The organism is Rhodanobacter denitrificans (assembly GCF_003335105.1).
Lineage (GTDB): Bacteria > Pseudomonadota > Gammaproteobacteria > Xanthomonadales > Rhodanobacteraceae > Rhodanobacter > Rhodanobacter denitrificans_A.
In genome coordinates this window covers 272,591-285,285 of the sequence record NZ_QFWQ01000003.1, presented here as the reverse complement: position 1 = coordinate 285,285, position 12,695 = coordinate 272,591, and the positions used below count along the sequence as shown (strand labels likewise).

Genomic DNA, 12,695 nt, shown 5'->3' with positions numbered 1-12,695 from the left:
GTGTCACAAGGTGTGCTTCGATACGGATTGACTGGGCAAGGCGTCACCCGTAACATTTCAAGGCTCCGACGGGTCATGTCGGGGTTCGAAAACGGGGTATAGCTCAGTCTGGTAGAGCGTTGCGTTTGGGACGCAAAAGTCGGGGGTTCGAATCCCTCTACCCCGACCAGCGACACGTTCTGCTGCAGCGACTGCGCCTGTAGCTCAACCGGATAGAGCATCGGCCTTCTAAGCCGACGGTTGCAGGTTCGAGTCCTGTCTGGCGCACCAGTATCAAACGATGGTGGATGTAGCTCAGCTGGTTAGAGTCCCGGATTGTGATTCCGGTTGTCGTGGGTTCGAATCCCATCATCCACCCCAGTTTCAAACCCAGGTTTCCTGGGCCGTTAGCTCAGTTGGTAGAGCAGTTGACTCTTAATCAATTGGTCGAAGGTTCGAATCCTTCACGGCCCACCAATCTGGCAAAACGCCGATCGCATGCGATCGGCGTTTTGCTTTTTGTGCCGCGCGGCACGAGGGCAACCTGCTGCGCTCCGGAGCTGTACGGCGACCGGAGCCATGCGCTTGTGCTGCACCGTGGGGCGACCGTAAAATGGTCCGCTTTCGTATAAGGGAATCATCGACTTAGACGGGCGCGACCGACAGGGCCGGGCCTCTGCCGGATTCTCCCGGCAGGTGGCAATCGGGTTGGGAATCCTGTAGTTACGTACGTCTGGCGGGGATGGCGAGGCGAAAGTGGCGGAATTGGTAGACGCACCAGATTTAGGTTCTGGCGGTTAACCCCGTGGGGGTTCGAGTCCCCCCTTTCGCACCATGTCCCGCTGGTTTCCTTAGTTTTTGCAGGCGACCGTTGTCGCCAGGGCCCCTGTAGCGGGCCCACAACATCAGGTAGTACCAGGAGACGTCATGCAGGTTTCGGTTGAGAACATCGGCACGCTCGAGCGCAAGCTCACGGTGAAGTTTCCGGCGGAGCGGTTCGAGACGCAGGTGAGCGCGCGCATCGCGGAGATGGGCCGCACGGTTCGCCTGAAGGGCTTCCGCCCGGGCAAGGTGCCGACGACGGTGATCAAGCAGCGTTTCGGCGACCAGGTGCGGGGCGAGGTGTTGTCCGAGCTGATCGGCAGCACGCTGCGCGAGGCGGTGCAGCAGGAGAAGCTGCAGCCGATCGCGAATCCGGCCATCGACACCACCGGCAAGCCGGAGAACGGCGAGATCGCCTATACCGCGACGTTCGAGATCATGCCGGAGTTCCCCGAGATCGATGTCGCCGGCCTCGAGATCACCCGCCCGGTGGCGGTGGTGACCGATGCCGATATCGACAAGATGCTGGAAACCCTGCGCCAGCAGCGCCGCAGCTTCGACGAGGTGGATCGCGCTTCGGCCGAGGGTGATTTCGTGATGTTCGAGTACTCGGCCGAAGTCGGCGACTACCGCTTCCCGGCCGAGGGCCTGGAGCGTGCCGGGAGCGTGCTGGGTTCGGGCACCCTGTTCAAGGCGCTCGACGAAGCCCTGACCGGCCACAAGGCCGGCGACGGTTTCGATGCCGAGATCGCCTTCCCGGAGGATTTCCGCAACGAGCAGCTGGCGGGCAAGTCCGCCAAGGTCGGCTTCCGGATCATCAAGGTGCAGGAACCGAAGCTGCCGGCGGTCGATGCCGACTTCGTCAAGCTGTTCGGCATTGCCGACGGCGATCTGGAGGCGTTCCGCAAGGAAGTCCGTGCGAACCTCGAGCGGGAGTTGAAGGCGGCGCTGATGGGCCGCCTGAAGTCCGAGGTCGCCGAAAAGCTGGCCGATGCGCACGCCGCGCTGGACGTGCCGCGACAGATGGTGCAGTCCGAGGCGCGCAATCTGGCCGCCGGCAGCGTGCCGCAGGGCCAGCAGCCGCCTCCGCAGCTGATCGATGCGGCGATGCCGATCGCACGCAAGCGGGTGATTGCCGGTCTGCTGATGGGTGAAATCGCCCGCAATCGCGAGATCAAGATCGACCGCAAGCGCGTGGCCGAGCAGCTGGCGGCGATCGCCTCGACCTACGAGGAGCCGGAGAAGGTCATTGAACTCTACAACGGCGACCCCCAACTGATGTCCGGGCTGCAGAATCGCGTAATGGAAGACCAGGTGGCGGAGTGGGTGGCGGAGCACGCCAGGACCACCCAGCAGGACCTGAGCTTCGACGACGTGATGCGCCCGGTCAACGCCTGAGCGATTTCGCCAGGCCCATCAAGCGGAGAGCTGCAAACATGGCCATGGATCCGATCCAGAACCTCAATTTGGTACCGATGGTCGTCGAGCAGACCGCTCGCGGCGAGCGCTCCTACGACATCTACTCGCGCCTGCTGAAGGAGCGGGTGATCTTCCTGGTGGGCGAGGTCAACGACCAGGTCGCCAACCTGATCGTTGCGCAGATGCTGTTCCTGGAGTCGGAGAACCCGGACAAGGACATCAACTTCTACATCAATAGCCCGGGTGGCGCGGTCACCGCTGGCCTGGCGATCTACGACACCATGCAGTTCATCAAGCCGAACGTCAGCACGATGTGCATCGGCCAGGCCTGCAGCATGGGCTCGTTCCTGTTGATGGCCGGCGCCAAGGGCAAGCGTTTCGCCCTGCCGAACTCGCGCATCATGATCCACCAGCCTTCCGGCGGCGCGCAGGGCCAGGCCACCGACATCGAGATCCAGGCGCGCGAGATCCTGTATATCCGCGAACGCCTGAACAAGCTGTATGTCCAGCACACCGGACAGCCGCTGGAGAAGATCGAGCAGGACATGGAGCGTGACCGCTTCATGAGCCCGGTCGACGCCAAGGCTTACGGGTTGATCGACGAGGTGCTCGACAAACGGGCCGGCGAAACGGTGAAATCGGCCTGATTTCCGGGTCGGACCCCAGGGTTGCGGAACGGGCTCCGCGTCTGCAGGCAGACGCGGAGCCCTGTGCTATTCTCGCAACGCACACAGATTTACCAGCGGGATCGAAAGTATGAGCGACGACCGGCAGGGGCGTTCCAGCGACAGCGGCAAGATTCTCTATTGCTCTTTCTGCGGCAAGAGCCAGCATGAAGTGCGCAAGCTGATCGCGGGTCCGTCCGTGTTCATCTGCGACGAGTGCGTTGAGCTGTGCAACGACATCATCCGCGAGGAACTGGAGGAAAAGGCGGCTTCCGGCCGTACCCAGCTGCCCAAGCCCAAGGAGATCCGCGAATCGCTGGACCAGTACGTGGTGGGCCAGACCCGCGCCAAGAAGGCGCTGGCGGTGGCGGTATACAACCATTACAAGCGGATCGAGTCGCGCCAGAAGAGCGACGACATCGAACTGGGCAAGTCCAACATCCTGCTGATCGGCCCGACCGGTTCGGGCAAGACTCTGCTGGCCGAAACGCTGGCGCGCCTGCTCAACGTGCCGTTCACGATCGCCGACGCCACCACGCTGACCGAAGCCGGCTACGTGGGCGAGGACGTCGAGAACATTATCCAGAAGTTGCTGCAGAAGTGTGACTACGACGTCGAGAAGGCGCAGTCGGGCATCGTCTACATCGACGAGATCGACAAGATTTCGCGCAAGAGCGAGAACCCGTCGATCACCCGCGACGTATCCGGCGAAGGCGTGCAGCAGGCGCTGCTGAAGCTGATCGAGGGCACGCTGGCCTCGGTGCCGCCGCAAGGCGGGCGCAAGCATCCCCAGCAGGAATTCCTGCAGGTCGACACCAAGAACATCCTGTTCATCTGCGGCGGCGCGTTCGCCGGACTGGAAAAGGTCATCCAGCAGCGTTCCGAGAACACCAGCATCGGTTTCTCGGCCGAGGTGCGCAGCAAGGAGCGCACCGAGAACCTGGGCAAGGTGCTGGCCGACGTGGAGCCGGCCGACCTGGTGCGATTCGGCCTGATCCCCGAATTCGTCGGGCGCCTGCCGGTGGTGGCCACGCTGGACGAGCTGGACGAGGCGGCGCTGGTGAAGATCCTCACCGAGCCGAAGAACGCCGTCACCAAGCAGTTCAGGCGGCTGTTCGAGATGGAGGAGGTGGAGCTGGAGTTCCGCCCCGAGGCGCTGCAGGCGATCGCCCGCAAGGCGCTCAAGCGCAAGACCGGCGCACGCGGCCTGCGCACCATCCTGGAGCAGGTGCTGCTGGACACGATGTATGAGCTGCCTTCGCTGGAACACGTCAGCAAGGTGGTGGTGGATGACGCGGTGATCGAAGGCCAGGCCGAGCCCTACCTGATCTACCGTGGCAGCCTGCAGCAGCGTGTGGCCGGCGATAGCGGCGACGCGGCCTGACCGTTCGCTCCGACTGTCGCGACGACGGCTCCGGCGGATTCGCCGGGGCCGTTTTGTTTTCGGCGGCCTGCATGCCTTGAGTCGGCATCCGGCCGCCTCCACTTGACGAGTTGAGACGCCCGGCGCAGTGTCGGGACGCACCCAGATCCGAATTCCGAGGGACCCCTTCCCCATGGCCAAGAACGCCCCCCTTCCTGTCGTGCTGGACGCTCTGCCGGTGTTGCCGTTGCGCGACGTGGTGGTCTACCCGCATATGGTCATCCCGCTGTTTGTCGGTCGCGACAAGTCCATGCGCGCACTGGAGCGCGCGATGGAAGGCGAGCGCCAGATCCTGCTGGTCGCGCAGAAAAGCCCGGATATCGACGACCCGGAGGCCTCCGACCTGCACCAGATCGGCACGCTGGCCGGTGTGCTGCAGCTGCTGAAACTCCCCGACGGCACGGTCAAGGTGCTGGTCGAGGGCCAGTCGCGCGTGGCGATCGAGGATTTCCAGGAAGAAGGCGGCATGCTGACCGCCCGTTCGCGCGTGATCGAGCCGGTCTACAACACCAAGGAACGTGAGCTCGACGTGGTCTCGCGCACGCTGATCTCGTTGTTCGAACAGCTGGTCAAACAGAGCCGCAAGCTGCCGCCGGAGGTGCTGGCCAGCCTGTCCGGGATCGACGATCCGTCGCGCGTGGCCGATTCCATCGCCGCGCACCTGTCCGTGCGCATGGCCGACAAGCAGAAGGTGCTGGAGACCGCCGACGTCGGCCAGCGGCTGGAATTGCTGATCGGCCTGGTCGATGGGGAGATGGATCTGCAGCAGGTGGAGAAGCGCATCCGCGGCCGGGTCAAGTCGCAGATGGAGAAGAGCCAGCGCGAGTACTACCTCAACGAGCAGATGAAGGCGATCCAGAAGGAGCTGGGCGACAGCGAGGATGGTCCGAACGAGATCGAGGAGCTGCAGAAGAAGATCGAGGGCTCCGGCATGCCCAAGGCCGTGCTGACCAAGGCGCGGCAGGAGTTCGGCAAGCTCAAGCAGATGTCGCCGATGTCGGCCGAGGCCACCGTGGTGCGCAATTACCTCGACTGGCTGATCGGCGTGCCGTGGAAGAAGCGCAGCAAGGTACGCAAGGACCTGCAACTGGCCCAGGAAGTGCTCGACGCCGATCACTTCGGCCTGGAAAAGGTCAAGGATCGCATCCTCGAGTACCTTGCCGTGCAGCAGCGCGTATCCGTGATGAAGGGGCCGATCCTGTGCCTGGTCGGGCCGCCCGGCGTGGGCAAGACCTCGCTGGGGCAGTCGATCGCCAAGGCCACCAACCGGAAATTCGTGCGCATGAGCCTAGGCGGGGTGCGTGACGAGGCCGAGATCCGCGGCCATCGACGCACCTACATCGGTTCGATGCCGGGGCGCATCGTGCAGAACATCAACAAGGTCGGCACCAAGAACCCGCTGTTCGTGCTGGACGAGATCGACAAGATGTCGATGGACTTCCGCGGCGATCCGTCGTCCGCGCTGCTGGAAGTGCTCGACCCGGAGCAGAACCACGCGTTCAACGACCACTACCTCGAGGTCGACCTGGACCTGTCCGAGGTGATGTGGATCGCCACCGCAAATTCGCTGAACATCCCCGGCCCGTTGCTGGATCGCATGGAGGTCATCCGCATCCCCGGCTATACCGAGGACGAGAAGCTCGGGATCGCGCAGAAATACCTGTTGCAGAAGCAGCTCAAGGCGAATGGTCTCAAGCCGGAGGAACTCAGCGTCACCGGCGACGCCCTGCGCGACATCGTGCGCTACTACACGCGCGAGTCGGGCGTGCGCAACCTGGAGCGCGAGATTTCCAAGATCTGCCGCAAGGTGGTCAAGGAGTTGGCCCTGGGCCAGGTGAAGCAGAGCAAGACGAAAGCGGCATCGGCGAGGGCGGGCAAAGCCAAGGCGAAGGCCGCTCCCGGCAGCGTCAAGGTGGATTCGGCCAACCTCGACCATTACCTGGGCGTGCGCCGCTTCGATTTCGGTCGCAAGGAGCTGCAGAACGAAGTGGGCCTGGTCACCGGGCTGGCCTGGACCCAGGTCGGCGGCGAGCTGCTCAGCATCGAGGCCTCGGTGGTGGCCGGCAAGGGCCGGCTGGTGCATACCGGCCAACTCGGCGACGTCATGAAGGAGTCGATCCAGGCGGCACTGTCGGTGGTGCGCGCGCGCGCCGACCGGCTGGGCATCGACCCGGAGTTCCACCAGAAATTCGACATCCACGTACACGTGCCCGAGGGCGCCACGCCGAAGGACGGCCCCAGCGCCGGCATCGGCATGTGCACCGCGCTGGTGTCCGCGCTGACCAAGGTGCCGGTGCGCTCCGAGGTGGCGATGACCGGCGAGATCACCCTGCGCGGACGCGTGCTGCCGATCGGCGGTCTCAAGGAAAAACTGCTGGCGGCGCATCGCGGTGGCATCACTACGGTGATCATTCCGGAGGACAACAAGAAGGATCTGGCCGACATGCCGGCCAACATCACCTCGTCGCTGGAGATCCATCCGGTGCGCTGGATCGACGAAGTGCTGGACATCGCGCTGGAGCATCCGCTGCGGCCGAATCCGGCCAAGGCGGAGACACCGGCTGCGGTGACTGGCGAATCGACGGAAGCGCATTCGCTCACGCATTGAGCCGATCGCATCGTTGCTTGCCGTACCCGCATGAACCTGTCCTGCTCCGGCAGGGCAGGTTCTGCCGTTTTCGCCGCGGGTCGGCGAAGTTCTTCGCCTAGTCCTCCGTTACCTGTTTTGCAAGCGGTTTCGCAGGCCGCGAATCTTCCAGAAACGTTGCTGTGGCTTGTGTTGCGGATTCCGGCAGGGCACTGGTATAAAGGCGATACCGCAATCCCGGCGTTACTTCATTCAGCGCAGCGATGCGGGGTTGCGTTACGGCGTTAGTCACGAGCCAGCCATCCATGCCGTCGTTGTCTCGTCCTCGCGGACGACTGCGTCAGGCGAAATCGAACAAGGGAGTTTTTCAATGAATAAAACCGATCTTATCAATGCCATCGCCGAGAAGGCCGAGCTGACCAAGGCCGATGCGGGCCGTGCGCTCGAAGCCTTTTTCGAGACCGTGCAGAAGTCGTTGAAGAAGGGCGAGGATGTCTCGGTGGTTGGCTTCGGCACGTTCACTGTGCGCAAGCGCGCCGCGCGTACCGGCCGCAATCCGCGCACCAATGAAGCGATCAAGATCAAGGCCTCGAAAGTGCCTGCGTTCAAGGCTGGCAAGACCCTCAAGGATGCCCTAAACTAAGCGGCTAACGCTTGGTTTCGGGTGCTTAGCTCAGCGGTAGAGCGCCGCCCTTACAAGGCGATGGTCGTAGGTTCGATCCCTACAGCACCCACCAGAAAAATGCGGAGTGGTAGTTCAGTCGGTTAGAATGCTGGCCTGTCACGCCGGAGGTCGCGGGTTCGAGTCCCGTCCACTCCGCCACAGTTCGCAAGGGCGCCCGAGTGGCGCCCTTGTCATTTGAGCAGCGCGTGTCCGTATCGTGTATCGGACGGATGCAGGTCGGCGCGGCGGCACCGCGCGCCACGCGCTTCATGCGGCTTCACCATCTTGCGGGAAGATTTCAATGCTGCAGGCAATGCGAAACAAGATGCACGGATGGCCGTCCATCATTGTTCTGGGTCTCGCTGTTCTGGCGATGTCGCTGTTCGGCATGGAGAGCTACTTCACGTCGCGTGACAGCTCGTACGTGGCGAAAGTCGGCAAGCACGATATCGACCAGCGCGCTTTCCAGGACCGGGTCAACCAGCTGCGGCAGCAGGCCAGCGCCGAGCAGGGCGAGCATTTCGACTCCAGCATTTTCGAGAAGCCCGAGACCAAGCATCGCATCCTGGACGGGATGATCGACGAGCAATTGCTGCTGCAGGCCAATGCCGACTGGGGGCTGCGGGTATCGGACCTGGCCATGCGCGACTACATTGCCGCGATCCCGGCGTTCCAGCTCAACGGCCAGTTCGACGGCACCAGCTACCGCGCCTGGCTGGCCAGCCAGCGCAAGACGCCGGGGATGTTCGAGGACGAGGTCCGCTCGTCGCTGGCTGTCCAGTTGCTGCCATCGGCGATCAACGACAGCACCATCGTTGGCAACGCGCAGATCGACCGTTTCCTTGGCTTGCTGACCCAGCGTCGTGATCTGCGCTACTTCCAGTTGCCGCGCCCCGCACTGGCCGACAGCGCGGTCGGCGATGCCGAGATCGCGGCATGGTACAAGGCGCACCAGGCCGACTACATGAACCCCGAGCAGGTCTCGGTGAAGTACATCGAGGTCAATGGCGCGGAGCTGCCGCTGGCGGCCGCACCGGACGATGCAGAACTGAAGAAGCGCTATGCGAACGAAAAGCAGCGTTTCGTGCAGCCGGAACAGCGGCTCGCCTCGCACATTCTGGTCGACGTGCCGGCCAATGCCACGCCGGAGCAGCAGAAGGCCGCATTGGCCAAGGCCGAGAAGATCGCGGCGGAAGTCAATCCGGGGAACTTCGCCAAGCTGGCCGAACAGGATTCGCAGGATCTGGGTTCGCGGCGCCAGGGCGGCGACCTCGGCTGGCTGGAGAAAGGCGTGACCAGCGCGGCCTTCGACTCCGCGTTGTTCGCCTTGCAGAAGGGGCAGATCTCCAAGCCGGTGCTGTCGACGGACGGCTACCACATCATCTGGCTGCGCGACCTCCGCAGCGGTGAATCCAAGCCGTTCGAGGAAGTGCGCGACCAGCTGGTGAAGGAAGCCACCGCGGCCGAACGCGACCGCACGTACAACGAAGTCGCGGGCAAGATGTCCGACAACACCTACCAGAACCCGACCTCGCTGGAGCCGGCATCGGTGGCACTGAAGCTGCCGATCAAGACCACTGCGTTGTTCTCGCGCAAGGGCGGCGAAGGCCTGGCGGGGAATCCCAAGGTGATCGCTGCGGCCTTCGGCGACGACGTGCTGGTACAGGGCAACAACTCCAACCTGATCGATCTGGGCAACAATCACTCGGTGGTGATCCACGTCGACCAGCACGTGCCGGCGGTGGCCAAGCCGCTGGCCCAGGTCCGCAACGACGTGCGGCAGAAGATCATCGACGAGCGCATCGCCGGCGTCGAGAAGAAGCAGGCGGATGAAGCACTCGCGCGTTTGCGCAAGGGCGTATCGATGGAGGACGTGGCGAAGTCGCTGAATGCCAGCGTCACCACGGCCAACGAAGTGGTTCGCCACGGCCAGATGCCGGTGCCGCTGCTGACGCAGGCGTTCCTGCTGCCGCATCCCGCGGCGGGCAAGCCGCAGTACGCCGTGGTGGACATGCAGGACGGCAGCTATGTGCTGCTGGCCGTGGACAAGGTGCAGGACGGTGACCTGTCCAAGGTGCCGGCGGAACAGCGCGATACCCTGCGCCAGCAGATGACCCAGGCCTATGGCTACGAGGCGACGCGCGAGCTGATCGGCCAGCTGAGGGCCAAGACCGAGATCAAGGTCAACGAGAAGCTGATGTAGGCATACCGCGTCGTCGGCATTGCGAACGAAGGGGCGGCCATGGCCGCCCCTTCGTTCGAGCGCGACACGCAGGATCAGTTCGCCGCGCTGACCTGCAACACCTGGCCGGGCTTGAGCGCCTGCCCCTGCAACCGGTTCCAGCGCTGCAACTGGCCGACGCCCACTGCATAGTCGCGTGCGATCTGCCACAGGCTGTCACCGCGCTTGACGGTATGGGTCCTTGGCGCTGTTTGTGCGCCCGCAGGGCCTTTGCCGCCGCTGGAGACGTCACTGGCCTGCGCCGGCATGGCCTCGCGGAATTGCTTGGCATGGCTGGCGGGCAGCAGCAGGTAGGAGGCGGCGCCGGCGTCGATCGTGCTGCCGCGGAACGCTGGGTTGAGCTGCTTCAGCGCATCCGCCGGCATGCCGGCGTGGTCGGCGGCCTGCGTGATCGGCATGGAATGGGAAATGGCCGTCTTCACCAGATGTTCCTGGTCCGGCAGGCTCGGCAGACTCACATGGAAGCGTGCCGGCTCGCGCACCACGCAGGCGATGGCCAGCAGCTTGGCCAGGTGCTCGCGGGTCACCTTGCGCACCGGCCAGTCCGGAATCACCGGCCGCTCCGCCGGCATGCCGTGGCTGCGAACGATCCTGCGCACGCTGAATTCCCCGGCGTTATAGGCATAGTCCGCCACTCGCCAGTCGTGGAACTGGTCGTGGTACCGCTCCAGCAATTTCATCACCGCATGGGTAGCAGCCGGGACGTCCAGGCGGCCGTCATACTGGCGGTCGACGCGCAAGCCCATGGCGCCGGCTGTCACCGGCATCAGCTGCCACATGCCGGCCGAACGGTGCCGCTTGCCGGTTGGAGCCGGATGGAAATGGCTTTCCACCCAGGGCAGCAGTACGAATTCACCGGCGACGTCGTACTGGCCGGCTACCTGTTGCACATAGGCGAGGTGCGGCAAGGCGGACCGCAATTGGCTCTCGAACTGCTTCGGGTTGCGGGTATAGCGCGAGGCCCAGGCCATGATTGCGGGGTCGGCATCGCAGTCGGCCATGGCGAAGCTGCCCCGCAGTCGCTCCCAGATGTCGGCCTGCGGTGCGGGTGCGGGCACGGACTTGGCGGTAGGTTGGCTGACTGACGCTGCCGGCGGGCTTTCAACCGCAGGCTGCCTGGGTGAAGGCATGCTGGCACACGCGCCAAGCAGGACCGCCAGCAGCGGCGGCAGGCATCGCAGGGGCTTTCTCATCCGTGGAATCCGTCCTTGGCGGAGCGTACGGCGGCAAAACGGGCGACCCGGTCATCGCCGCCGGCATGTCGCCGGCACCATTCGGCGACTTCGCTGCCGTCGACACGCAGAAACGGATTCGTGGCCAGCTCGCCGGCGAGGCGCACCGGCAGAGTGGGACGATGTTCCGCGCGCAGGCGAGCGACCTCCTGCAGCCGTCGCTGCAGCTCGGGATTGGCCGGCTCGACGGTGCGGGCGAAGCGGCCATTCGCCTCGGTGTACTCATGGCCGCCGCAGACCAGCGTCTCGCCCGGCAGCTGCGACAGGCGATCCAGCGAAGCGAGCATCTGTGCCGGCGTGCCTTCGAACAGGCGGCCGCAGCCCAGGCTGAACAGGGTGTCTCCGCACAACAGCAGACCTGCGCCGACGTAGGCGATGTGGCTGAGTGTGTGGCCGGGAATGGCCACCACCTCGAAGCGCACGGAGGGTGCGGCCAGTTCGACCAGGTCGCCGTCACGCACCCGCACGGTCGCCTCGCCGATGCGCTCGTCGACGGGTGCGTATACCGGCACGTCGTGGCGCGCGCGCAGCGCCGGAACGCCGCCGATATGGTCATGGTGATGATGGGTCAGCAGGATCGCCCGCAATTGCAGCCTGCGCTCGGTCAGCGCGCGCTCGACCACGGCTGCATCACCCGGATCGACGACGACGGCATTGCCCGCGTCGTCGTGCAGCAGCCAGATGTAGTTGTCGGCCAGGGCCGGTAACGGGACAAGGTGCAAGGCGGGCTCCGCTGCGTTCGAGGAACATCCGGACGGAATCCGGGGATGCCGGTTCCGGGGTCAACGACAGACGCAGCCGTCCTGGGCGCGCATGAGGCGGTCGACTATAAAGTGGTGCCATGGTCGGCTCGTTAGCAGAACGTTAACCGACCGCGCAGCCATTCAGCAGCGTGCGGCAGTTCCGTTCCGCCTGCGACCTGCTGCCGCATCCCGCCAGCCGCTACACTCTCGCTACAGAAGAAAGGCCGGTTGCATGCATCATCGCGATGACGACATCTACGCCAGTGCGCCCTTGCGTCGGTTGCTGGATGAACAGCGGCGCGCATTGATGCCGGAACTGCAGCGCTGCTATGGCACGCATGCGCTGCTGCTGGGCGCGTTCGCCGACGACGTACCGCCGGCGTTGCCGATGCTCGGTTGCTGGACCGTGCTGCAGCTGGCGCATGGCCGTTACCGTGGCGACCTGCTGGCGGCGGCGGACGAGCCGTTGCCGTTCGTCGACGACGCGTTCGAGCTGGTCTTGCTGCGGCACGCACTGGAGCAGGCCTCGGACGCGTCGGCCATGCTCGACGAGGCGGTCCGCGTGCTGGCGCCGGGCGGTGTGCTGGTACTGACCGGCGTGCATCCGCTCGGTGGCTGGTCGCCCTGGTTCCACTGGCGCGCGCGCGGCAGGCGGTTCGCCCTGCAGATGCCATGGCGTCTCGGGCACTGGCTGCGGCAGGCCGGGTTGGAGGTCGAACAGGTGCAGCGGGTGGGCCGCATGTGGCCTGGTCTTGCAGCGCACACGGCGGCTCCGGTCAGTCCCTGGGGCGGCGGCTATGTGCTGATGGCGCGCAAGCGGCGTCGCATGGCTACGCCGTTGCGGATCAGGCCGGTGCCGGTGGCCGTGCCGGCCGGCAACCGGTTGTCGCCCGGCACCCGGCGCAGTTCGGCGGTGTGA

The 12,695-nt window shown here is 64.7% G+C and carries 9 protein-coding genes and 7 tRNA genes; 14 read left to right on the top strand and 2 right to left on the bottom strand.

Going from position 1 to position 12,695, the window contains the following annotated elements; genetic code table 11:
* Nucleotides 1-92: 92 nt before the first annotated feature.
* From DEO45_RS03615 to DEO45_RS03555, 13 genes are all read left to right on the top strand, one after another.
* Nucleotides 93-169: transfer RNA gene (locus DEO45_RS03615), tRNA-Pro, on the top strand.
* A gap of 24 nt (nucleotides 170-193) precedes the next feature.
* Nucleotides 194-270, top strand: a tRNA-Arg gene (locus DEO45_RS03610).
* Between the two features lie 13 nt (nucleotides 271-283).
* A tRNA-His gene (locus DEO45_RS03605) sits at nucleotides 284-360 on the top strand.
* 20 nt (nucleotides 361-380) lie between these two features.
* A tRNA-Lys gene (locus DEO45_RS03600) sits at nucleotides 381-456 on the top strand.
* Between the two features lie 273 nt (nucleotides 457-729).
* Nucleotides 730-814: transfer RNA gene (locus DEO45_RS03595), tRNA-Leu, on the top strand.
* Between the two features lie 92 nt (nucleotides 815-906).
* Nucleotides 907-2,199, top strand: coding sequence for a trigger factor (gene tig, locus DEO45_RS03590; RefSeq protein WP_114340931.1), 1,293 nt, complete (start codon nucleotides 907-909; stop codon nucleotides 2,197-2,199).
* A 38-nt stretch (nucleotides 2,200-2,237) separates the two neighbouring features.
* Complete coding sequence (gene clpP / locus DEO45_RS03585) at nucleotides 2,238-2,867, top strand: ATP-dependent Clp endopeptidase proteolytic subunit ClpP (RefSeq protein ID WP_114340930.1); 630 nt, start codon at nucleotides 2,238-2,240, stop codon at nucleotides 2,865-2,867.
* Nucleotides 2,868-2,976: 109 nt separating this feature from the next.
* Nucleotides 2,977-4,269, top strand: coding sequence for an ATP-dependent Clp protease ATP-binding subunit ClpX (clpX, locus tag DEO45_RS03580; protein ID WP_114340929.1), 1,293 nt, complete (start codon nucleotides 2,977-2,979; stop codon nucleotides 4,267-4,269).
* Nucleotides 4,270-4,441: 172 nt separating this feature from the next.
* Nucleotides 4,442-6,916, top strand: a complete 2,475-nt coding sequence (gene lon, locus DEO45_RS03575; protein WP_114340928.1) for an endopeptidase La — start codon at nucleotides 4,442-4,444, stop codon at nucleotides 6,914-6,916.
* A gap of 349 nt (nucleotides 6,917-7,265) precedes the next feature.
* A complete protein-coding gene (locus DEO45_RS03570) occupies nucleotides 7,266-7,538 on the top strand; it encodes an HU family DNA-binding protein (RefSeq protein WP_007511239.1) in 273 nt (90 codons plus the stop codon).
* A gap of 19 nt (nucleotides 7,539-7,557) precedes the next feature.
* Nucleotides 7,558-7,632 (top strand) — tRNA-Val (locus DEO45_RS03565).
* A 9-nt stretch (nucleotides 7,633-7,641) separates the two neighbouring features.
* Nucleotides 7,642-7,718, top strand: a tRNA-Asp gene (locus DEO45_RS03560).
* Between the two features lie 142 nt (nucleotides 7,719-7,860).
* On the top strand, nucleotides 7,861-9,762 hold the full coding sequence (locus DEO45_RS03555) for a SurA N-terminal domain-containing protein (RefSeq protein ID WP_114340927.1): 1,902 nt from the start codon (nucleotides 7,861-7,863) through the stop codon (nucleotides 9,760-9,762).
* 74 nt (nucleotides 9,763-9,836) lie between these two features.
* Here the strand turns inward: DEO45_RS03555 and DEO45_RS03550 are convergent, their stop codons facing one another.
* Both DEO45_RS03550 and gloB read right to left on the bottom strand, forming a co-directional pair.
* Nucleotides 9,837-10,802 (bottom strand): transglycosylase SLT domain-containing protein, encoded by a 966-nt coding sequence (locus tag DEO45_RS03550; RefSeq protein ID WP_114340926.1) that lies wholly within the window; start codon nucleotides 10,800-10,802, stop codon nucleotides 9,837-9,839.
* 188 nt (nucleotides 10,803-10,990) lie between these two features.
* Nucleotides 10,991-11,755, bottom strand: coding sequence for a hydroxyacylglutathione hydrolase (gloB, locus tag DEO45_RS03545; protein ID WP_114340925.1), 765 nt, complete (start codon nucleotides 11,753-11,755; stop codon nucleotides 10,991-10,993).
* A 253-nt stretch (nucleotides 11,756-12,008) separates the two neighbouring features.
* On the opposite strand from gloB, the gene DEO45_RS03540 reads away from it, so the two are divergent.
* On the top strand, nucleotides 12,009-12,695 hold the full coding sequence (locus DEO45_RS03540; protein ID WP_114340924.1) for a class I SAM-dependent methyltransferase: 687 nt from the start codon (nucleotides 12,009-12,011) through the stop codon (nucleotides 12,693-12,695).

Coding starts and splice junctions, on each gene's coding strand:
- tig (WP_114340931.1), top strand. CDS start 907: ATGCAGGTTTCGGTTGAGAACATCGGCACGCTCGAGCGCAAGCTCACG.
- clpP (WP_114340930.1), top strand. CDS start 2,238: ATGGCCATGGATCCGATCCAGAACCTCAATTTGGTACCGATGGTCGTC.
- clpX (WP_114340929.1), top strand. CDS start 2,977: ATGAGCGACGACCGGCAGGGGCGTTCCAGCGACAGCGGCAAGATTCTC.
- lon (WP_114340928.1), top strand. CDS start 4,442: ATGGCCAAGAACGCCCCCCTTCCTGTCGTGCTGGACGCTCTGCCGGTG.
- DEO45_RS03570 (WP_007511239.1), top strand. CDS start 7,266: ATGAATAAAACCGATCTTATCAATGCCATCGCCGAGAAGGCCGAGCTG.
- DEO45_RS03555 (WP_114340927.1), top strand. CDS start 7,861: ATGCTGCAGGCAATGCGAAACAAGATGCACGGATGGCCGTCCATCATT.
- DEO45_RS03550 (WP_114340926.1), bottom strand. CDS start 10,802: ATGGCCGACTGCGATGCCGACCCCGCAATCATGGCCTGGGCCTCGCGC.
- DEO45_RS03540 (WP_114340924.1), top strand. CDS start 12,009: ATGCATCATCGCGATGACGACATCTACGCCAGTGCGCCCTTGCGTCGG.